This is a genomic window from Kribbella koreensis, from assembly GCF_039525325.1.
In the GTDB taxonomy this organism is placed as follows: domain Bacteria; phylum Actinomycetota; class Actinomycetes; order Propionibacteriales; family Kribbellaceae; genus Kribbella; species Kribbella koreensis.
In genome coordinates this window covers 1-21,089 of record NZ_BAAAHK010000006.1, presented here as the reverse complement: position 1 = coordinate 21,089, position 21,089 = coordinate 1, and the positions used below count along the sequence as shown (strand labels likewise).

Below are 21,089 nucleotides of genomic sequence, written 5' to 3'. Positions count from 1 at the left end.
GAACTCAGCTGGTCGCGTCAGGGCGGACCAGCTGGGGGAGGACCTTGTCGAACAGCTTCCCGAACGTCACCGTCGGGATGATGTAGCGCGGGGCGAAGGTGAAGGTCGCCAGCGTCAGGCCCCAGGTGGCGGCCCGGCGGCGCTGGTTCGGCGTACCGTGATGGCCTTCCGCGCTGAAGCCGCAGTCGCCCAGGTCGTAGAACGTCTCCAGGTACTGCTGCACCCGCGTCCACTTCAGGTGCGCGCCCTTGAGATGGGACAGGTAGTAGGCCGCGTACGAGTCGGCCATCAACTCCGTACGCCGGGTTGCCTCGGCCCCCGTCAGCGGGCTGTCGAACTGGTGCCGCTCGTACTGCACGTGATGACCGAACTCGTGCGCCAGGATCGCCTTCGGCGCGACGTCGCCCAGCCCGAGAGCGCGGAAGCCCTCCAGGACGCCGTCGCCCATCACGACCTTGTCGCTCGGCAGCCCGACGCCGGGGATCGCGACGCCCTCGGCCGACCAGGCGAACGCGTTGAAGGTGAAGAGCGGGTGGTTGCCGAAGTCGAACTTGGGCTGGTTCACGATCGTCGCCATCGTGCTCGCCAGCGATGCCGCGTCGGCCGCCGAGAAACCGTGAGCCGCGCTGAGGGCACGGGCGACCCGGCCCTGGTCGAGCAGCGTGTCGCCGTGGGCGGGCACGGTCTCGATGTCCTTCGAGTTGATGTCCCAGAAGCCCTGCAGACCCTTGAAGGTGTTCTTGACCGTGTTCGTGTACTCGCCGTCCAGCCCGTAGAAGCGGCCCTTGGCCGGCTCGGGGAAGAACAGCGCGTCGTAGGTGATCGGGTCGAGCAGCAGAATGATGAACGCGTTCAGCCGGTCGTCGAGCGTCCAGTCGGCGATCGAGGCGGTGACCCAGTCCGTCACCGGCGTCGTCGCCGGGCACTCGTAGTCGTCCGGGTTGATCGCCTGCTCGGCGGTCTTCTGCAGATCTGAGTCCTGCAGCCCGAGCCGGGCCTTGGTCGCGGCGAACTTCGCCTCGTAACCGGCCGGCAGCTTCGCCTCCAGCTGCTCGAGCAAGGCGTGCGACTGCTCCGGGCTCAGATCACCGGGCGCCGTGGCGACAGCCGCACCGGGAACAGGCGCGGCCTGGGCCGGTGCGGTCATCAGGCTGCCGGTCAGTGCGAGCGTGGCGAGGGCCACGGGCAGAGCGAGGAACTTCTTCATGCCGACTCCTGGGCGGTAGGGGACGGCCTCAGTCTCACCCGCGGTTCACCTTTCAACTGCCGTTCCGCACTGTCGGAATCCGGCATGGCAAGAACCTGACGGGCCGAAATGTGAACAGATAGTGAGGAGATGACTGCAGAGAGTTCCGGCAGGAAGTTTTTCGGATTTTTTTGGTGGAAGGTGTAACGACTGCGGAGGCTGCAGCGATAGGACGAGTGAGCCTGGTGGCTGCCCGGACCCCCGAGCGGACAGCCACCAGGCCTACTCATTTCTTGAGGCACTGGGAGCGGTAATCTGAGCCCATGTCCTCTACCTCAGACACCGCCTCGACGGCCCTGCCTTTCGGCAGGTTGACCACGGCGATGATCACCCCCTTCAAGCCCGACGGCTCACTCGATCTCGATGCGGCGCAGAAGGTGGCCAGCAAGCTGGTCGACGAGGGCAACGATTCCCTGATCGTCAACGGCACCACCGGCGAGGCGCCGACCACCAGCGACGAGGAGAAGGTGCTGATCATCCGCGCCACCCTCGAGGCGGTCGGCGATCGCGCGAAGGTCGTCGCCGGGGTCGGGTCCAACAACACCGCCCACACCGTGGAGTCGGCCAAGGCGGCCGAGGCCGCCGGTGCGCATGGCCTGCTGGTCGTCACGCCGTACTACAACAAGCCGCCGCAAGAGGGCATCAAGCTGCACTTCAACGCGGTCGCCGACGCCACCGGACTGCCCGTGATGGCCTACGACATCCCCGGCCGGGCCGGTGTGCCGATCACCACCGAGACGCTGCTCGCGCTGGCCGAGCACCCGCGCATCGTCGCGGTGAAGGACGCGAAGGGCGATGTCGCCGCCACGACGAAGGTGCTGGTCAATTCGGGCCTCTACTACTACTGCGGTGCGGATGAGCTGAACCTTGCCTGGCTGGCGATGGGCGCTGTCGGGATCGCCAGCGTCGTCGGGCATGTCGCCAGCCCGCAGTACCGGCAGTTGATCGACGCCGTCGTCGCAAACGACCTGGACACCGCACGACGCATCGACCGGCAGCTGGTTCCCGCCGTCGAGGCGATCATGACGAGGACGCAGGGGGCCATCATGGTGAAGGCGGCCCTCAAGCTGGCCGGCGTGATCGAGCACGCGACGCTGCGCGCGCCGCTGGTCGAGGCGACCGGCGAGCAGACCGACTGGCTCACCACCGATCTGAAGACGGCAGGACTGATTGCATGAGCCACCCGCACCCCGATCTGCAAGCGCCGGAGCCACTCGCGCCCGGCGCTCTCCGTGTGATCCCGCTGGGCGGCCTCGGCGAGGTCGGCCGGAACATGACGGTCTTCGAGTACGACGGCAAGCTGCTGATCGTCGACTGCGGCGTGCTCTTCCCGGACGAGAACCAGCCCGGTGTCGACCTGATCCTCCCGGACTTCCAGCCGATCCGGGAGCGTTTGGACGACATCGTGGCCGTCGTCCTGACGCACGGCCACGAGGACCATATCGGCGGCCTGCCGTACCTGCTGCGCGAGCGCGGTGACATCCCGGTGGTCGGCTCGCAGCTGACCCTGGCGCTGCTCGAGGGCAAGCTGAAGGAGCACCGGCACCGCAACGTGCCGCAGCAGACCGTCGTCGAGGGCGAGACGGTGCGCTTCGGCCCGTTCGAGTGCGAGTTCGTGGCGGTCAACCACTCCATCCCGGACGCGCTCGCCGTGGCGATCCGGACGCCGGCCGGCCTGGTGCTGCACACCGGCGACTTCAAGATGGACCAGTTGCCGCTGGACAACCGGATCACCGACCTGCGGGCGTTCGCCCGGCTCGGCGAGGAAGGCGTCGACCTGTTCATGGTCGACTCCACCAACTCCGAGGTGCCCGGCTTCACCACCCACGAGCGCGACATCGCGCCGGTGCTCGACGGCGTGTTCAGCAAGGCATCGAAGCAGCGCATCATCGTCGCCTGCTTCGCCTCGCACGTGCACCGCGTGCAGCAGGTGATGGACGCGGCCGTCAAGCATCGCCGCAAGGTCGCGTACGTCGGTCGCTCGATGGTGCGCAACATGGCGGTGGCCCGCGACCTGGGCTTCCTGACCGTGCCCGGCGACACGCTGATCGACATGCGCGAGCTCGACAACTACCCGCCCGAGCAGGTCGTGCTGGTGTCGACCGGTTCGCAGGGTGAGCCGATGTCGGCGTTGTCGCGGATCGCGGCCAACGACCATCACGTAGTACAGATCCAGCCGGGCGACACCGTCGTACTGGCGTCGTCACTCATCCCGGGCAACGAGAACTCGGTGTTCCGGGTGATCAACGGGCTGACCCGGCACGGCGCGAACGTCATCCACAAGGGCAACGCGCTGGTCCACGTCTCCGGCCACGCGTCGGCGGGCGAGCTGCTCTACTGCTACAACATCGTGAAGCCGCGCAACGTGATGCCGGTGCACGGCGAGATCCGGCACCTGCACGCGAATGCCGAGCTGGCGCGGCAGACCGGCGTACCGGACGAGAATGTGGTCGTGGTCGAGGACGGGGTGGTGGTCGACCTGGTCGGCCGCAAAGCCGTCGTCGCGGGCAAGGTCGAGTGCGGGTACGTGTTCGTCGACGGCTCGACCGTGGGCGACATCACCGAGACCTCGCTGAAGGATCGGCGGATTCTCGGCGATGAGGGTTTCATCTCGGTGATCGCCGTGATGGACTCTGTCACCGGCAAACTGATGGCCGGGCCGGAGATCCAGGCACGCGGGTTCGCCGAGGACGACACTGTCTTCGACGAGTTGCGGCCGAAGATCGAGGCGGAGATCGAGAAGGCGATCGGGAGCGGGGTGGACGACATGTACCAGTTGCAGCAGGTCATCCGCCGCGTGGTCGGCAAATGGGTCAGCGACACACACCGTCGCCGGCCGATGATCATCCCGGTCGTCGTGCAGTCCTAATACAGAGGGGTGGGCCAGACGTGAGTATCACTGGTGTCAATGGAGCCGGGCAGCGCCGGCCCACCATGAAAGAGGTCGCGGCCCGGGCGGGCGTGGCGCTCAAGACCGTCTCCCGGGTGGTCAACGAGGAGCCGAACGTCAGCCCGGAGCTGACCGCGAAGGTCCAGGCCGCGATCAAGGACCTGAACTACACGCCGAACGAGAGCGCCCGGATGCTGCGCCGCGGCAAGACCGGCACGATCGCGGTCGTCATCCGCGACATCGGCGACCCGTTCTTCGCGTCGCTCGGCCGCGCGGTCGAGCTGTGGGCGCGGGGGAGCGGTTCGGTCGTGATGATCGGCCTGACCGACGAGGACCCCGAGCGCGAGCGTGAGGTCTGCCTGGAGTTCGTGGCCCGGCGCCCGGACGCGCTGATCATGGCGCCGATCGGGGAGACCCAGGAGTACCTGGCCCCGCACGTCGACGCCGGGATGGCAGTCGTGACGATCGACCGGCCGGCGCACGGGATCGAGGCCGATGCGGTGCTCGCCGACAACGCGGGCGGTATCGACCAGGCGATCGACCATCTGGTCCGGCAGGGGCATCGGCGGATCGCGTACCTCGGTGATGACGAGCGGATCTTCACGGCCCGCGAGCGGGTCGTCGCGTATCGGGCCGGGATGGCCCGGCACCGGATCGATGTCGACGAGGACCTCGTCCATCTGTCCGAGCCGACGACGGAGGGGATCGGGATCACGCTGTCCGCAGTGCTGGACCGGCCCGAGCCCGCGACAGCCATTCTGTCGGCCAACAACATGACCACTGCCGAGGTACTGCGGGGGATGGCGGGCCGTCGTGATCGCGTCGCGCTGGTGTCCTTCGACGACCTCGCGCTCGGCGACCTGCTCAGCCCCGGACTCACCGCGGTGGCGCAGTCGGCCGACGTGATGGCCCGTACTGCGATCCAGCTGATGACCGAGCGGCTGCCCGAGCCGCACCGCCCGGGCCGGACGGTCAGGGTGCCGGTGAAGCTGACGATTCGTGGCTCGGGGGAGATTCCTCCGTCGAGCTGAGCTCGCCGTACCGGGCAAGAGCCAGGGCGGCCGCGATCGCGAGAGCGAACCCGGCCGCTGCCGGTACTACGAACCCGTGGCGGGTCCGGTCGCCCAGCGCCAGGATGCCGACGGCGGCCGGAAACACCGTCTCGCCGACGACGAGCATGGCCGTCGCGGTGGTGATGCTGCCGCGTTGCAGCGCCGAAGCGAAGAACAGCATCGCTGAGGCGCCGGCGACGATCGCTGTATAGACGGCGGGCTCAGTGAGCAGGTCGATCGGCTTGAAGCTGTCGATGATCCGCCCTGAGATCGCCACCACGCCGAAGCTCAGGCCGGCGACCAGGCCCAGCAACGGCGCCCGCAACCTCTTCGGTGCCAGTCCCGCCGAGAGTCCGATGACGACCAGGACCGCTGTCGCGACGACCAGCCCCCACCGGAACCCGCTGCTGACCGAGCTGGCGCCTTCGCTCTCCGCCGACAACCCGAGCAGGCCGAGCCCGACGCACACCGCGCCGACCGCAGCCCACTCACGCCGCCCCAGCCTGATCCCGAGGAACCTCGCCGCCACTGCGGTCACGGCGAGGCTGGCCGCCAATGCCGCCTGAACCACGAAGAGCGGAAGTACTTGCAGTGCGGCGAGCTGAACGCCGAACCCGCACAAGTCCAGAGCGATCCCGACCATGAACCGCCACTGCGAGACCACCCGGAACAACAGCCGTGGATCGACTCCCTCACCACCGCCGGGCGTGGACTGCGCCGCCATCGCCTGCATGACCGACGCCAGCCCGTAGGCAAGAGCGGCAGCCAGGGCGCACAGCAATCCCCACCACATGCGCCTCACACTGTCATAGCCTCTGGTTCAGGAAGGTAACCACCACCTCCGCAAGCTCCTCGCGGTGGTCCGACAGTGCGTGGTCGGTGGGGAACAGGTGATGCTCGGCGTTCGTGTAGGCCTCCACGAGCGGCTGGTGATGCTGCTCGGGTGGCGCGGCGGTGTCTCGGGTCGCCCCGATCAGGAGCACCCGGCGTTCAGCCAGCTTCGGTGCGAGGTCCGCGAGGCGCCATTCCGGGCCGTGGGCAACCATCTCGTCCACGAGCGCCCGGCCGCTGGTGCCTTGGAGCGGGAGGAGGTCGCTGTCGAACGGTTCGACGTACTGGTCGGGATCGGGCGCGGTACCAGCGGCTCCGAAGTCGAAGCCGGCGATCGAGCCGACCGTTGGGATCGTGGGATCGGCCGCGACGGTCTGCAGCGCCGCGAACCCACCCATGCTGTGCCCGACCACCGCGAACCTCTCGGCATCGATCCGCGGATCCGCCCGCAACTGCCCGGCCGCGGCCGCCGCGTCCTCGAGAACGTTGCTCCAGGCCCAGGTCCCCGCCGAGCCCCACGATCCGCGGTAATGAAAGACGAGCGTTGCGTACCCGGCCCGCTGCAGCGCGTGGGCGAGATCGAAGTTTCGCTCCCACCCCGGAAATCCGTGCAGCAGCAACACTGCCGGATGGGGCCCGTCACCCGGCGGCAGATGAAGTACTCCGGGCAGCTCGTGCCCGCCGCTGGAGATCGGATAGGCGATCGTGCCGGCGTAGGTCATGCGACTCCTGGTTGTGATCGAACCGGTCGGTACCATCGCAACGCTAACAAGAGATGGGCCCGATCGGTACCATCTGTCTCATGCCCGTCGCCAAAGGAACCTCGCTCGACCCCGACCGGACCCGGGCGGCGATGCTCGAGGCCGCCACCGTCGTGTTCTACGAGCGCGGGCTGGACGGCGTCGGGATCGCCGAGCTGTGCTCATCGGTGGGAGCGTCGAAGGAGACTCTGTACCGGCACTTCGGCTCGAAGGACGGGCTGATCGCCGCCGTCCTGCAGGCACGCAGCGATCGCAACAACGCCTGGCTGCGGCGGGCAGCGGCCACGGGTGGGGACGACCCGGTCGCCCAGTTGACCGCGGTGTTCGCAGTACTGGGGGAGTGGTTCGACCAGCCGCAGTACCGGGGTTGCGCACTCTTGAACGCGGCCACCCAGCGGCATTTCGAGCCGGCCCACAGCATGGCGGTCCAGCACCTCGACGGTTATCAGGCGCTGCTCACCGAGATCGCCGCCGCGGCAGGAGTGCCCGACCCGGACCGGGTCGGGCGCCAGTTGCTCATGCTGCTCCAGGGCGCGACTGTGATGGCCGACCATCTCGCGCTGGGCCGGGCGGCGGCCGATGACGCGCTGGCCGCTGCCCTGCCCTTGCTGGCTACTTCCGGTACTGACTGACCAGCGGACACTGGAACGGGTCGCGGGCGCGGATGCCGACGTTGTTGAGGTAGTCGACGACGATCTTGTACGACTCGAGGAACGCGACCTCGGTGTACTTCACGCCGTGCAGTTCGCAGTACTCGCGGACGATCGGCTGGACCCGGCGCAGCGTGGGCCTCGGCATGCTCGGGAACAGGTGGTGCTCGATCTGGTAGTTGAGCCCGCCCATCGCGAAGTCGGTGAGGACGCCGCCGCGGATGTTGCGCGACATCAGCACCTGGCGACGGAGGAAGTCGATCTTCATCGTGGCCGGCACGAGCGGCATGCCCTTGTGGTTCGGTGCGAACGAGCCGCCGAGGCAGACGCCGAAGACGGCCAGTTGCAGGCCGAGGAACGCGCTGGCCTTGCCGATCGGCAGCAGGACGTACAGCGCGGTCACGTACAGGCCGAGCCGGGAGACGACGACCGCAGCCTCGATCCGCTCGACCTTGGTGGCGCCGCGCCGGAACAGGTGCTGCAGGCTCGACACGTGCAGGCTCAGGCCTTCCAGCGTCAGCAGCGGGAAGAAGAGCCAGCCCTGGCGATCCTGGTACCACTTCATGAAGCCGCGCTTGCGCTGGGCCGCATGGTCGGGTGTGAAGGCGACGACGCCGATCGCGATGTCGGGGTCCTTGCCGAGCTGGTTCGGCGCGTTGTGGTGCTTGCTGTGCTTGTTCTTCCACCAGGTGATGCTCATCCCGGCCAGGCCACCGGCCAGCAGACGGGCGGTCCAGTCGTTCCAGGCGGCCGAGTCGAAGATCTGCCGGTGCGCGCTGTCGTGGCTGAGGAACGCGACCTGGACCAGGATCAGCGCGAGGGCACCGGCCATCAGCAGCTGGAACCAGGAGTCACCGAGCAGGATGAACCCGGTGATGACGCCGCCGAGCGCGGCCAGTACCAGGCCGATGCGGGTCCAGTAGTAGGTGTAGCGGCGTCGCAACAGGCCGAGGTCCCGGACCGTGTGCAGGAGGTCGCTGTAAAGACTCGCGTACTTCTGCTGCGGTCTTTGGGGGTGCGGGTCTTCGGCGAGCAGTTGTGACAAGGAGAACGCCCCATCCGGAGTGCATCAGTCGATGCGCCACCGGGTCCAGGGCAGCGCCACGAGAAGAGTGGCTGTAGCACCCAACGGAACCACGCTGGGCGACCACACGCAACCGACCGCTCGGTAGGGGCGTGGCGAGGTCAGGCTCAGGGAGTCATCAGGCTCGCGGTGCGGAGTGTGCCGTCCAGCACACCCCTGGCCACGGCCTTCAGTCCACAGCCTTTCCCACGGGCGTACGAACGCATCGCCGCGAAGGCGTCCGGCAGGCTCAGACCGGCCCGCTCGGCCAGCATTCCCTTGGCCTGCTCGATCAGGATCCGGCTGTCCAACGCCTGTTGCAGCTGGCCGCACAGCTCTTGCCGGCCGCGGTGCTCGCGCTCGTGCAGCAGGCCGATCGTGGCCATGTCGGACAGCGCTTGCCCCAGCCCCAGCTCCTGCTCGCTGAAGGGGACGGGGCCGGTCCGGAAGAGGTTCATCGAGCCGATCGCCTTGCCTCGCAGGCAAAGCGGGAGCATCTCGGTCGTCGGGTAGCTCGGGTGATCCTGCTCCACCAGCTGGGCGGGGGAGTCGGCGGTGGCGAAGACCCGGAGTACGTGGTCGTCGTCGGTCAGGTCCAGACCGACCGCGTCCACCTCGAGCAGCTCGACTGTTGCCTCGGCCAACATGCCCAGGAAGGCAGCAAGCTCGAAGTCCTCGCCGAGCGTGTCGGCGAGCTTGATGAACACCTCAGTGAGGCGTTGTTCCCTGGACTGCACCGGAATTCCCTTCGACCCTGTGAGACTCAATCATCGATGCCCGCGCAAGCCCCCCGCGATTCCCCGGGCGAGTTGTCGGTTAGTTCGTTCCGCAGTCACCCGGACGTCACTGTGGAGGAGCACCTTCGGCTCATGAACTTGAGCCGCCGCCAGCTGCTGGCCGCCACTGCCGTCGCGGGTGCGACCGCCGCCGTACCGAGCGTGACCGCCGCCGCTTCCGTAGTACGCCGGGACCGTCCTGCTCTGCCGTCCGGAATCATGTCGGGCGACGTCACCTCGAACTCCGCCGTCGTCTGGTCGCGCACCGATCGCCGCGCCCGGCTGACCGTCGACCTGACCAACCACGGCCGGTTCGACCGGGCCGTGACGTTGCGCGGCCCGATCACCTCGGCCGACCAGGACTACACGGCTCAGCTGCCGCTGCGTGGTCTGCGTCCCGGTCAGCGCTACGACTACCGGATCGGCTTCGAGGACGCCTACGGCCGCCGCGGCGAGACCCTCGAGGGCTCCTTCAGTACGCCGGGGCGCAACCGCCCCGTGAGCTTCGTCTGGACCGGCGACACCGCGGGTCAGGGCTACGGCATCAACCCCGACATCGGCGGCATGATCGCGTACAAGGCGATGCACCAGACCCGCCCCGACTTCTTCCTGCACTCCGGCGACAACATCTACGCCGACGGCCCGATCGCGGCCTCGGTGGCGATCCCGGACGGCACCACCTGGAAGAACGTGGTGACCGAGGAGGTCAGCAAGGTCGCCGAGACGCTGGCGGAGTACCGCGGCCGGTACAAGTACAACCTGCTCGACCACAACGTCCGCGACCTGTACGCCGACGTGCCGATCGTCAGCCAGTGGGACGACCACGAGACGCTGAACAACTGGTACCCGGGCGAGATCCTGACCGACGACCGCTACACCGAGAAGCGGGTCGACGTGCTGGCGTCCCGAGCCCGGCAGGCGTTCCTGGAGTACCTGCCGATGGTGCACACCGCCGGCCGCAACCGCATCTACCGCAAGGTGAGCTATGGCCCGTTGCTCGATGTCTTCTGCCTCGACATGCGGACCTATCGTGGCGCCAACCCGGCACCGGGTGTCGCCGGTCCGGTCGCGATGCTGGGTGCCGAGCAGGCAGCATGGCTGGTTCGCGAGGCCGCTGCTTCCAAGGCGACCTGGAAGGTGATCGCCAGCGACATGCCGCTGGGTCTGCTGGTGCCGGACGGTACCGAGATCGAGGCCGTCGCGAACGGACTGGCCGGTGCGCCCGGTGGCCGCGAGCACGAGATCGCCTGGGTGCTGTCGCAGTTCAAGCGCCGGAAGGTCCGGAACACGGTCTGGCTGACCGCGGACGTGCACTACTGCGCGGCGCACCACTACGACCCGTCCCGGGCCGCCTTCACCGACTTCGACCCGTTCTGGGAGCTGGTCGCCGGTCCGGTGAACGCCGGTACGTTCGGGCCGAACGCGCTCGACCCGACCTTCGGCCCCCGGCTGGAGTTCGTGAAGGCGGCCGACTTCCCGAACCAGCCGCCGTCGGGTGGCAACCAGTTCTTCGGGCACGTGTCGATCGACCCGCGGTCGGAGGTCTTCACCGCTTCGCTGCGGGATCTGTACGGCAAGGTGCTGTGGAGCAAGGACCTGCCGGCAGCCCACCACTGACAACTCTGGGGAGCGGCCCGCTCACCAGACCGGATGCCCAGCGCGGGATGCCGCCCGCTGAAGGCCTGGTGAGCGGGACGCGCAGTAAGTTGGCTCGCATGAGCTACCCAGAGAGTCGCCGTGACGAGAGTGTCGTCGACACCCTGCACGGCCGCGAGATCGCCGACCCGTACCGCTGGCTGGAGGACCCCGACTCCGCCGAGACCAAGGACTGGGTCTCCCGCCAGAACGCCGCCACCGAGGCCGAGCTGTCGAGCTACCCCGAGCGTGCCTGGTTCCAGGAGACGATGACCGCGATCCTGGCGCGGCCGCGGGCCGGAGTACCGGTGCGGAAGTCCGGCTGGTACTTCGTCGGCCGCAACGACGGCTCCCAGGCGCAGGACGTCCTGTACGTCGCTGACTCGCTGGATGCGCTGCTAGAGGGCGGCCGGGTCATCCTCGACCCCAACAAGCTGTCCGCGGACGGCACTGACTCACTGGCCAGCTTCACGATCAGTCCAGACGGCCGGTACTTCGCGTACGGGGTCAACGAGAGCGGTAGCGACTGGACCACCTTCCGGCTCCGGGAGATCGCCACTGGCGCCGATGTGGACGACGTGGTGACCCGTGCCAAGTTCTCCCAGGCCACCTGGCTGCCGGACTCGTCGGCGTACCTCTACCTGCACTACCCGGCCAGTGGCCGTAGCGAGGGTACCGAGACGCAGGCGCTTGAGGGTGGCCAGCTGAAGCTGCACAAGGTCGGTACTGCGCAGGACGATGACCAGTTGGTGTTGAGCTTCCCCGACAACCCGCAGCTCTTCATCCAGCCCGAGGTCTCCGACGACGACCGCTACCTCGTGGTGACCCTTGCCGAGGGCACCGATCCGGCATCCCGGATCTGGGTCTACCCGGTGGACGGCAGCGTGCTGGGCGAACCGATCAAGGTGATCGACGAGTTCCGCGACGAGAACATCTTCGTGCGGATGTCCGGTGACCAGCTGGTGCTGCAGACCGACCGGGACGCATCTCGGGGCCGGGTGGTGACCTCGGACCTGGCCGGCAACTTCACGGACCTCATCCCCGAGGGCGACAACGCCTTGCTGACCGTCAGCGGCGCATCGTCGGGACTTGCCGTCGTGTCTTTGGTGGACGCTCAGCCGGTGCTCACGTTGCACTCCTTGGGGGGCGCCGACGGCCAGGTCGTGCCGGTGCCCGGCGGGGGCTTCGTGGGGTTGAACGCGTCGACGAAGTACGACGAGCTCTTCATCGGGCTCTCATCGACCACGGATCCGACGGTCGCCTATGTGGTCTCGATGGCGACCGGCGAGTTCCGGGCCCTGCCTGAGCTTGTCCCCGCGGGAGTCGGCTTCCTGTCGCCGGACATCACCGTGAGCCGCCGGGTCGAGCCCGGGCGGCAGGTGCCGTATTTCCTGATCAGCAGGGCGGACCTGGGGTTCGACGAGCCGCGGCCGACGCTGATGTACGGCTACGGCGGCTTCAGCATCCCGATCATGGCCGACTACCGGCCGGGTTGGCCGGCCTGGCTTGCGGCGGGTGGGGTGCTGGTGATCACCAACCTGCGCGGCGGCGGGGAGTACGGGAGCTCCTGGCACGACGAGGGGCGGCTTCGGAACAAGCAGAACGTCTTCGACGACTTCATCGCGGTCGGGGAGGACCTGACCAAGACCAAGGTCACCACACCCGCCCAACTGGCCATCCACGGCCGCAGCAACGGCGGACTGCTCGTCGGAGCAGTCATGACCCAGCGGCCGGACCTGTTCGCGGTAGCGCTGCCTGGCGTCGGCGTGCTGGACATGCTGCGCTTCCACCTCTTCACTGTGGGCGCCGCCTGGGCCTCCGACTTCGGACTGCCCGACGACCCAACACAGTTCGAAGACCTGCTCGCCTACTCGCCACTGCACAACCTGCGCGACGGTACGTCGTACCCGGCGACCCTGGTCGTCACTGGCGACCATGACGACCGGGTGGTGCCGCTGCACAGCCACAAGTTCATGGCGACGCTGCAGCACGCGCAGGCGGGGGACAAGCCGGTACTGACCCGGATCGAGGTAAACACCGGCCACGGCTTCGGCAAACCGGCAGCGATGGTCGCCTCCGAGTGGGCCGACCTGCTGGCCTTCGCTGCGCACCACACGGGACTCCAGCCGCAGTAGCGCGATCCGATGGATGCCTTGGGCAACGAACGGTACCGGGCCGCATTCGAGCGTGGCGCGGCTGCCTGTACCGGCTTCGGCGAGGCGATGGAGCTCACGGTCGGGCGCGAGGCCGCAGTACCGGTACTGCGGCCCGCGTCCACGGGACCGGATCGCTGAGCGATCGGGAGTATCAGGTGGCCGAGCTGGTGGCCCAGGGGCTGACGAACAAGGAAATCGCGCTCCGACTCGTGATCAGCAGACGGACCGCGGAATCGCAGGTCGTGCACATCCTGGACAAGCTCGGCTTCAGGTCACGCAGCCAGATCGCTGTCTGGCTCACGAACCAACCGGACCGTTAGGCGTTTGCCGCTCACCTGTGGGGTCCGTGTCTCACCAGGCCTTGGGTCTCAGCCCTGCACCGAGCGGTGGCGTGGGCTCAGGCTTGTCGGTGAGGTGGTGGGTTCACCAGATCTTGGGGGCGACGAGGTCGCGGGGGTCGTTGTGGGGCTGACAGCCGTGCGGCGTCTCGTCGTACTCGGTGGTCAGGCCGTTGGTGGCCAGGCTGCGCACCGCGCTGACAAGGCGGTCGACGTGCTCGCGCGTGGTGCCCAGTCCGAGGCTTGCGCGGACTGCGGTGGCCTCGGGCGAGTTGGCGAGCAGATGGCCGACCAGCGGGTGCGCGCAGAACTTGCCGTCCCGTACGCCGATCCCGTACTCCGCCGAGAGCGCCGCGGACACCAGCGTCGAGCTGACCCCGTCGATGGTGAAGCAGACCGTGCCTACCCGGTCGGCGTCGGCGCCGAAGATGTCGTACGTGTTCACGCCGGCGATCTGGGCAAGGCCGGTGCGGAGCCGGGCGAGCAGGCTGCGCTCGTGCTGCTCGATCGCCTCGCGGTGCTCGGTGATGGCGGCGCATGCGGCGGCCAGCGCGATCGCGCCGATCACGTTGGGGGAGCCGCCTTCGTGCCGGGCCGGGCCCTGGTTCCAGACGGTCGCGTCGCTGGTCACTGCAGCGGTCGCGCCACCGCCGAGGAGGTACGGGTCGGCCGCGTTGAGCCAGTCGGCCCGGCCGATCAGTGCGCCGGCGCCGTACGGGGCGTAGAGCTTGTGGCCGGAGAGTGCGACCCAGTCGACGTCCAGCTCCTGGATGTCGACCACGCGGTGCGGAGCGAGCTGCGCGGCGTCGAGGCAGACGCGGGCGCCGTGGGCCTTGGCGACGGCGGCGATCTCGGCGATCGGGAAGATCTCGCCGGTGACGTTCGAAGCGCCGGTGATGACGACCAGGCGGGGACCCTCGGGTGCTTCGCGCAGAGCGTCGGCGACGGCGGTGACTGCCGCTGCGTGGCTCGTCGGCGCTGCGAGCCTGGTGGTGCGCTCGGCGGGCCAGGGGAGGAGGGCCGCGTGGTGCTCCGACTCGAACACGATCACGGTCGCGTCGGCCGGTACGGCCCGGGCCAGCAGGTTGAGCGCGTCGGTGGTCTGCCGGGTGAAGATCACCTGGTCGTCGTCGCGGGCGCCGACGAAGCCGTGCACCTCGGCGCGGGCCCGCTCGTACCACTGGGTGGTGATCCGCGAGGCGTAGCCGTTGCCGCGGTGCACCGACGCGTACGACGGGAGCGCGGCCTCGACCGCCGCTCGCACCGACTCCAGACACGGCGCGCTCGCCCCGTGGTCGAAGTTCGCGTAGTCGGTCACGCGGCCGTCGGCCAGCGGGACCAGCAGGTCGCTCGCGACGGTGGCGGGGATGTTGCCGGTGGTGAGCTTGGCCAGGGCCGGCCGGGTGGTCACGGCGGTGTTGGCAGGCTCAAGGATGGAGAGGATCGACATGGTTCTGCTCCCGGGTGGTCCGCACTTGCCGAATCGGGGTATCCGAACGGCCGGGTCCTCACCCGGGGCACCCCACCGCGGTGGAGGGTTGCCGGCCAGCGAGCCGGGGCTTGACGCTGACACTCATGACCTGCCGAAGACGGTAACCAACGATCCGTGCTTCGCGCCAGCAGTCATCTCATTTATTGGGATACTCGCACGTATCGTGAGACGCCAGGCGTGAGCGGATGGGCTGTCCGGGGTTGTTGCTTAATGCAATGGCTCGCCAGGGGGCCGCTGGGGGAGGATGCGCGGATGACCTGGATCGCACCTGAGGTCGAGCGGCCCGAGGGCTCGCTCGTCGCGCCCGAGCGGGAGTTGCTCGCCGGCTACCTGAACTTCCACCGCACCACGCTGCTCCACAAATGCGCCGGCCTGACCGCCGACCAGTTGGCCGCCCGGCCGCTGCCGCCGTCGAACCTCTCCCTGCTCGGCCTGATCCGGCACGCCACCAAGGTCGAACGCATCTGGTTCCGCATCCACTTCGCCTCAGCCGGCCCAGCCGTCGCTGGCGCGGCCTCGACCGCTCCCGCCGACCCCGGTTCCCGGCTGGCCCCGGCCACCCCGGTTTTCGACCCGGCGCTCGGCAAGGACGCCGACTTCGAGTTGATCGACGCGAGTCGCGCCCAAGCGGAGTACGAAGCCCTGATCGACGAGTGGGCGCTGTCCGACAAGGCCGCCGAGGGCTACTCGCTCGACCAGCAGTTCACCTTCCGTGACGAGGTCTCCTCGCTCCGGATGATCTACATCCACCTGATCGGCGAATATGCCCGCCACTGCGGCCACGCCGACTTCCTTCGCGAACATCTGGACGGCGTGACCGGCGCCTGAGGCCCCTGCGGACACGCCCGGCCGCGTGGGGCTGTGACGCTACGGATGGGGCGGTGTGATCGGCGTGTGACACGTGTGACTCGAGTGGTAGTCGGGGTAGCCTGCTAGACATGGCGACCCGCACGTCTTCCCCGGCGCGGGCGCGGAAGTCGGCAGCCAGCAGCCCCGCATCGGGCCGCTCGGCAGCTGGTGGCCGCTCCCGTCCGTCAGGCGCCCAGAAGCGTGGGCAGAGCACGAAGCGCAGTGGCTCCACCGCTGCGCGCACGGCTGTGCCCAAAACGAGCAACGCGGGTCCGTTCGCGGCCGCCATGCTCGCCCTCGCCAGAGGGCTGGTCAAGGTCTGGATCGGGATCGCCCACCTACTCGGCAGCATGGTCCGCGGTATCGGCCACGGCGCCCGCGACCTCGACCCGGCCCACCGCCGCGACGGCGCCGGCCTCACCCTGATCGGCCTGGCGTTCGTAGTCGCCGCCGCGATCTGGTGGGACATGCCCGGCGCGGTCGGCAAGGGCCTCCGGGTCGCAGTGGGCGGCAGCGTCGGCATGCTCGGCTGGGCCGTGCCGCTGATGCTCCTGTTCATCGCCTTGCGCACCATGCGTCACCCGGACCGCAATGGCCCGGCCGGACGTCAGGTGATCGGTTGGACCGCGGTCTCCCTCGGAGTACTGGGCCTGGTCCACATTGCCAACGGTCTGCCGCGTCCCGGCAACCCATCGGATGGCCGGCTGCAGGATGCCGGGGGAGCGATCGGGTACGTCGTCTCCTCGCTCCTGTCCGATCTGCTCACCCAGTACGTCGCAGCGCCGCTGCTCGTGCTGCTTTCGATCTTCGGTGCCTTGGTGGTGACCGGGACGCCGATTTACGCGATCCCGTTGCGGGTCCGTGCCGCGTTCGACGTACTGCTCGGACGTACTGAGCTTCCTGCCGACGCGCCCTCGGTGACCGCGGCTGCTGACGACACCGTCCGGCTGACTCGCAAGGAGCGGCGCGCGAAGGCCGCCCTGGACGAGGACGGCGAGCCGACCATCAAGCCGTACGACTCGCCGGTGCTCGAAGGCCGCGAGATCAACAAGCGCGGCCGCAAGAAGGCGCCGATCGATCCGGACGAGGAGCCGTACGACGTCGACGCTGACGGCGCTGCTGCCGCCGCGGCCGGTGCGCCGCCGATCTACGGTGCCGTCGCGGGTGCGATGAAGGCCGGTTCGAAGAAGGACTCCGAGCCCGAGCCTGCTCCGGAGCCGCCGCCGCACACGCCGTTGCCGCAGCGGGTCGAGCAGCTCAGCCTCTCCGGCGACATCACCTACACGCTGCCCGACGGCCAGATCCTCAAGCCCGGCTCGGTCCACAAGGCCCGCACGAAGGCGTCGGACGCGGTGGTCGGCAAGCTCACCGAGGTGTTCGACCAGTTCGGCATCGACGCCCAGGTGACCGGCTACACCCGTGGCCCGACAGTCACCCGGTACGAGGTCGAGCTCGGTTCGGCGGTCAAGGTCGAGAAGGTCACCGCGCTGTCGAAGAACATCGCCTACGCCGTGGCCTCGGCCGACGTGCGGATCCTGTCGCCGATCCCGGGCAAGTCCGCGATCGGCATCGAGATCCCGAACGTGGACAAGGAGATCGTCAGCCTCGGCGACGTGATCCGGTCCGCGACCGCGCGCAACGACCACCACCCGATGGTGGCCGGGCTCGGCAAGGACGTCGAGGGCGGCTTCGTCGTCGCCAACATGGCGAAGATGCCGCACCTGCTGGTCGCGGGTGCGACCGGCTCGGGTAAGTCGTCGTTCGTCAACTCGCTGATCACCTCGGTGCTGATGCGGTCGACACCGGACGAGGTCCGGATGGTGCTGGTCGACCCCAAGCGGGTCGAGCTGAACAACTACGAGGGCATCCCGCACCTGATCACGCCGATCATCACCAGCGCGAAGAAGGCGGCTGAGGCGCTGCAGTGGGTCGTCCGCGAGATGGACATGCGCTACGACGACCTGGCGGCCTTCGGGTTCCGGCACGTCGACGACTTCAACAAGGCGGTCCGCGGCGGCAAGATCAAGCCGCCGCCGGGTAGCGAGCGCACCCTCACGCCGTACCCGTACCTGCTGGTGATCGTCGACGAGCTGGCCGACCTGATGATGGTCGCGCCACGCGACGTCGAGGACTCGATCGTCCGGATCACCCAGCTGGCCCGGGCCGCCGGTATCCACCTGGTGCTGGCCACGCAGCGTCCGTCGGTCGACGTGGTGACCGGTCTGATCAAGGCGAACGTGCCGTCCCGGCTGGCCTTCGCGACCTCGTCGCTGGCCGACAGCCGGGTCATCCTGGACCAGCCCGGCGCGGAGAAGCTGGTCGGCCAGGGTGACGGCCTGTTCCTGCCGATGGGCGCCAGCAAGCCGATGCGGATCCAGGGCGCCTGGGTCACCGAGAACGAGATCCGGGCGGTCGTCGAGCACTGCAAGGAGCAGCTGCAGCCGACGTACCGCGAGGATCTGATCGCGCCGACCGGGCCGAGCAAGGACCTCGACGACGAGATCGGCGACGACCTCGACCTGGTGGTCCAGGCGGCCGAGCTGATCGTGTCCACCCAGTTCGGCTCGACGTCGATGCTGCAACGTAAGCTCCGGGTCGGTTTCGCCAAGGCGGGCCGGCTGATGGACATCCTGGAGAGCCGGGGTGTGGTCGGGCCGAGCGAGGGTTCGAAGGCCCGCGACGTACTGGTGAAGCCGGACGACCTAGAGGACTTCGTCGCCACATTGCGAGGAGAGTGACCCGTGACCGCCCATACCGCGATGCCCCGGTCTGAGCAGCACGCTGTCGACATCGACCAAGCCACCCACGAGTTCACCGTCAAGGCCTCCCAGAAGGTGCACGGCGCGCTGGCCGTGGGTGCCGGGCTGGTCGCGATCGGTTTCGCGACCTCGGGGTCGACCAGCCCTACCGGCGTACTGCGCTGGATCGCCGCGGCCGCCTTCGCCGTGCTCGCGGTGATCTGCGCCCGGGCGCTGACCGTCGGCGCGATGCTGGTCGCCGACGAGGTCGGTATCCGGCTGCGGATCCGCAACGAATGGATCGGCACCCGGTGGGAGGAGATCGAGGAGGTCACCGTGCTGAAGCGGCGGCACCTGCTCGACGACGGCCGGATCGCGGTCCACCTGCTCGACCCCGGACCGGTGCTCAGCGAGATGCCGGCCGCGACTCGCAAGGTCACCGATGCCAACCGGCGGCTGACCGGCACCTCACTCGCGGTACCGTTCGGGTTGACGGCCAAGCCGTCCAACGGGGAAGTGGTACAGGCTCTGCACATGCTGGCTGACACGAGATGTCCGGTCAGGGAACAAGTCTGAGCTTCGCGTGACCCCGTCGAGCCCAGGGCGTTGACTGTTGTGACGTCGGCGCACTGGCAGCCAACTTCGTAGACGGTGGAGAGAGGTGGTGGGGCGTGAGCATCGGCAGCGAGCTCACGGCGGCCCGCGAACGGGCCGACATGACGATCGAGCAGCTGAGTACGTCGACCCGGATCAGATCCGGGCTGCTCGCCGCCATGGAGGCCGACGACTTCTCCCGCTGTGGCGGTAATTTCTACGCCCGCGGTCATATCCGGGCGATCGCCCGGGTGGTGAAGGCCGATCCGGAAGCGCTGCTGGCGAAGTTCGACGAGTCGCACCCGGCCCCGCAGCCGGACCGCGTCCGTCGCGAGGAACGCGCCAGCGACAAACGCCCGACCCTGCACTCCGCGCGCCCGCGCTGGGGCCTGGTCCTGGGCGCGATCCTGGTCGGCCTGATGGGCTGGGGCATCATGCGCCTGTTCACCCTCCCCAGCGACGTGGAAGCCAACGCCTCCAAAACCACGCCGACGGCTGCGGTCACCACCCCCGCCCCGAAACCCACCACCAAGCCCTCCGCGAAGCCGACCATCCCGGCAACGCCCAAGAAGCCCGCCGCCCCCCTCCGCACCAAGCTCTCCCTCACCGCCCGCGGCGACGGCTCCTACGTAACCATCCGCAACTCCAAAGGCCTCAAGCTCTTCCAAGGCGTCCTCGGCCCCGGCTCCACCCAGACCATCAACTACGCAGGCGAAATCCGGGTAACCCTCGAAAGCGGCGGCAACATCACCGTCTACATCAACAACACCAAGGTCACCCCACCCGCCAAACGCTTCACAATCCTCCCCACCGGCAAAATAGCCACCCCCGAGGACTAACCCCCAAACTCCCCGCCCCCGCAAGCCCACCCACCCACGAGGACCACCCCCCAAGGTCCCACGCACCCCCGGAGCCCCGCCGGACCCGCGAGGACCAACCCCCAAGGTCCCAGGCACCCGCCCACCCGCCGGGACCAACCACCTGCAAGCCCCGCCCACCACCGACGACCAACGTCCGGCGAGGCCCGCCCACCACCGAGGACCAACGGCCGGCGAGGCCCGCCCACCACCGAGGACCAACGGCCGGCGAGGCCCGCCCACCACCGAGGACCAACGGCCGGCGAGGCCAGGCCCCGCACGTCTGCCTGCGATGCGGCGAATCCAGACCCGGCAGAGAGTGGTGAACATGCCCGCCCACGCCTTCTGCCGAGGAACCAGCCCCAAGGGTCTCGGACTAGTCCCCAAAGGCCCCGCACCCGCAGCCCGACCAAGCGCGAGGACCAACCACCTGCGAGTCCCGGCCACCTCGTGGTCGAACCGTAAAGGCCCGGCACCCGCAGCCCCGGCTACCCCTAGGACCCCACCCTCGACGAGCCGGCCACCTCCGAGCGCTCACCACTCGCGAGGCCGAACTACTCGCGATGCCGAACTATTCGCGAGGGCGAACTACTCGCGGTGACGGGGCACCCGGGACCACACGTCAGTTCCTGTCACTCCTCGCGCCCGCAAACTCTGCGCGCACCACCCGGAGCCGACTAGCGTCGAGTCAGTACGTTCGCCCGCGAAGTCGACCCAAGCCCCCGCCCCGGCGAGCCCTCCGTCCCCCCAGGACTGGGGAGGATCCTGCCCCCAAATCGGCAGATTCGCCTCCCCACCTCCCACCAAACTCCTCCCCAACCTCGCCCCCGCACACATTCGCCGGCCGACAGCTCAACCTGCACCTAGCGGACGCCATGCCCCAGAACGCCAGCCACAGCCTCCAACTCGAACCCCAGCGCGCGAGGCCCAACCCCGATCCCGCCCCCGGACCGCAGCCCCCGACCGCAGCGCCCGCCTCCAACGCCCGACCGCCGCGCCCGGCTCCAACACCTGATCGTGCGGCCGGCTCCAGCGGCCGATCGTGGCGCCGGACTCCAGCGCCCGGCCGTGGCGCCGGGCTGCAGCGCCTGACCGCAGCGCCGGGCTGCAGCGTCCGATCGCAGCGCCTGGGTGCAGCGTCTGACCGCAGCGTCCGGCTCC

18 protein-coding genes and 1 riboswitch are annotated in these 21,089 nt (G+C 68.8%); of the genes, 12 read left to right on the top strand and 6 right to left on the bottom strand.

Annotation, left to right across the window (positions count from 1 at the left end):
• Positions 1-4 precede the first annotated feature (4 nt).
• The gene (locus ABD116_RS12420) at positions 5-1,207 is read right to left on the bottom strand and encodes a hypothetical protein (RefSeq protein ID WP_343968259.1); all 1,203 of its coding nucleotides are present in this window, start codon (positions 1,205-1,207) and stop codon (positions 5-7) included.
• Positions 1,208-1,509: 302 nt separating this feature from the next.
• Between ABD116_RS12420 and dapA the strand changes: the two genes are divergently transcribed.
• From dapA to ABD116_RS12405, 3 genes are read left to right on the top strand one after another with little or no spacing between them, the layout of a single operon-like run.
• Positions 1,510-2,424, top strand: a complete 915-nt coding sequence (gene dapA, locus ABD116_RS12415; RefSeq protein WP_343968256.1) for a 4-hydroxy-tetrahydrodipicolinate synthase — start codon at positions 1,510-1,512, stop codon at positions 2,422-2,424.
• On the top strand, positions 2,421-4,115 hold the full coding sequence (locus ABD116_RS12410; RefSeq protein ID WP_343968254.1) for a ribonuclease J: 1,695 nt from the start codon (positions 2,421-2,423) through the stop codon (positions 4,113-4,115). Before dapA ends, ABD116_RS12410 begins: the two co-directional genes overlap by 4 nt.
• A gap of 20 nt (positions 4,116-4,135) precedes the next feature.
• The gene (locus ABD116_RS12405; protein WP_343968251.1) at positions 4,136-5,167 is read left to right on the top strand and encodes a LacI family DNA-binding transcriptional regulator; all 1,032 of its coding nucleotides are present in this window, start codon (positions 4,136-4,138) and stop codon (positions 5,165-5,167) included.
• Here ABD116_RS12405 and ABD116_RS12400 read toward each other — a convergent pair.
• Together ABD116_RS12400 and ABD116_RS12395 are read right to left on the bottom strand one after the other, a co-directional pair.
• Entirely contained in the window at positions 5,109-5,981 is an 873-nt protein-coding gene (locus ABD116_RS12400) for a DMT family transporter (RefSeq protein ID WP_343968249.1), read from the bottom strand. The genes ABD116_RS12405 and ABD116_RS12400 overlap by 59 nt on opposite strands.
• Before the next feature lie 13 nt (positions 5,982-5,994).
• Positions 5,995-6,741 carry an alpha/beta hydrolase family protein gene (locus tag ABD116_RS12395; protein WP_343968247.1) on the bottom strand — a complete coding sequence of 249 codons (747 nt, stop codon included), beginning with the start codon at positions 6,739-6,741 and terminating at the stop codon, positions 5,995-5,997.
• An 80-nt stretch (positions 6,742-6,821) separates the two neighbouring features.
• On the opposite strand from ABD116_RS12395, the gene ABD116_RS12390 reads away from it, so the two are divergent.
• Positions 6,822-7,412: a TetR/AcrR family transcriptional regulator gene (locus tag ABD116_RS12390; protein WP_343968245.1), complete on the top strand. Its 591-nt coding sequence runs from the start codon at positions 6,822-6,824 to the stop codon at positions 7,410-7,412.
• Here ABD116_RS12390 and ABD116_RS12385 read toward each other — a convergent pair.
• Positions 7,393-8,475 carry a fatty acid desaturase family protein gene (locus ABD116_RS12385; protein WP_343968242.1) on the bottom strand — a complete coding sequence of 361 codons (1,083 nt, stop codon included), beginning with the start codon at positions 8,473-8,475 and terminating at the stop codon, positions 7,393-7,395. The two genes, ABD116_RS12390 and ABD116_RS12385, sit on opposite strands and share 20 nt — an antisense overlap.
• A gap of 146 nt (positions 8,476-8,621) precedes the next feature.
• The gene (locus ABD116_RS12380) at positions 8,622-9,230 is read right to left on the bottom strand and encodes an ANTAR domain-containing protein (RefSeq protein ID WP_343968240.1); all 609 of its coding nucleotides are present in this window, start codon (positions 9,228-9,230) and stop codon (positions 8,622-8,624) included.
• Positions 9,231-9,362: 132 nt separating this feature from the next.
• Between ABD116_RS12380 and ABD116_RS12375 the strand changes: the two genes are divergently transcribed.
• The 4 genes from ABD116_RS12375 (at position 9,363) to ABD116_RS12360 (ending at position 13,380) form a co-directional block, all read left to right on the top strand.
• Positions 9,363-10,886: an alkaline phosphatase D family protein gene (locus ABD116_RS12375; protein ID WP_343968237.1), complete on the top strand. Its 1,524-nt coding sequence runs from the start codon at positions 9,363-9,365 to the stop codon at positions 10,884-10,886.
• Between the two features lie 98 nt (positions 10,887-10,984).
• On the top strand, positions 10,985-13,039 hold the full coding sequence (locus ABD116_RS12370) for a prolyl oligopeptidase family serine peptidase (RefSeq protein WP_343968234.1): 2,055 nt from the start codon (positions 10,985-10,987) through the stop codon (positions 13,037-13,039).
• Between the two features lie 9 nt (positions 13,040-13,048).
• On the top strand, positions 13,049-13,198 hold the full coding sequence (locus ABD116_RS12365) for a hypothetical protein (protein WP_343968232.1): 150 nt from the start codon (positions 13,049-13,051) through the stop codon (positions 13,196-13,198).
• Between the two features lie 17 nt (positions 13,199-13,215).
• On the top strand, positions 13,216-13,380 hold the full coding sequence (locus ABD116_RS12360) for a response regulator transcription factor (RefSeq protein WP_343968230.1): 165 nt from the start codon (positions 13,216-13,218) through the stop codon (positions 13,378-13,380).
• Between the two features lie 103 nt (positions 13,381-13,483).
• Here the strand turns inward: ABD116_RS12360 and ABD116_RS12355 are convergent, their stop codons facing one another.
• Positions 13,484-14,848 carry an aminotransferase class V-fold PLP-dependent enzyme gene (locus ABD116_RS12355; RefSeq protein ID WP_343968228.1) on the bottom strand — a complete coding sequence of 455 codons (1,365 nt, stop codon included), beginning with the start codon at positions 14,846-14,848 and terminating at the stop codon, positions 13,484-13,486.
• 16 nt (positions 14,849-14,864) lie between these two features.
• A riboswitch (SAM riboswitch) is annotated at positions 14,865-14,979 on the bottom strand.
• Between the two features lie 163 nt (positions 14,980-15,142).
• Between ABD116_RS12355 and ABD116_RS12350 the strand changes: the two genes are divergently transcribed.
• The 4 genes from ABD116_RS12350 to ABD116_RS12335 all read left to right on the top strand — a co-directional run bounded on the left by ABD116_RS12350 (position 15,143) and on the right by ABD116_RS12335 (position 19,910).
• On the top strand, positions 15,143-15,718 hold the full coding sequence (locus ABD116_RS12350) for a DinB family protein (RefSeq protein WP_343968226.1): 576 nt from the start codon (positions 15,143-15,145) through the stop codon (positions 15,716-15,718).
• Between the two features lie 110 nt (positions 15,719-15,828).
• Complete coding sequence (locus tag ABD116_RS12345) at positions 15,829-18,477, top strand: FtsK/SpoIIIE family DNA translocase (RefSeq protein ID WP_343968225.1); 2,649 nt, start codon at positions 15,829-15,831, stop codon at positions 18,475-18,477.
• Positions 18,478-18,480: 3 nt separating this feature from the next.
• Positions 18,481-19,053: a hypothetical protein gene (locus ABD116_RS12340; protein WP_343968224.1), complete on the top strand. Its 573-nt coding sequence runs from the start codon at positions 18,481-18,483 to the stop codon at positions 19,051-19,053.
• A 95-nt stretch (positions 19,054-19,148) separates the two neighbouring features.
• Positions 19,149-19,910 carry a helix-turn-helix domain-containing protein gene (locus tag ABD116_RS12335; protein ID WP_343968222.1) on the top strand — a complete coding sequence of 254 codons (762 nt, stop codon included), beginning with the start codon at positions 19,149-19,151 and terminating at the stop codon, positions 19,908-19,910.
• Positions 19,911-21,089: the final 1,179 nt, after the last annotated feature.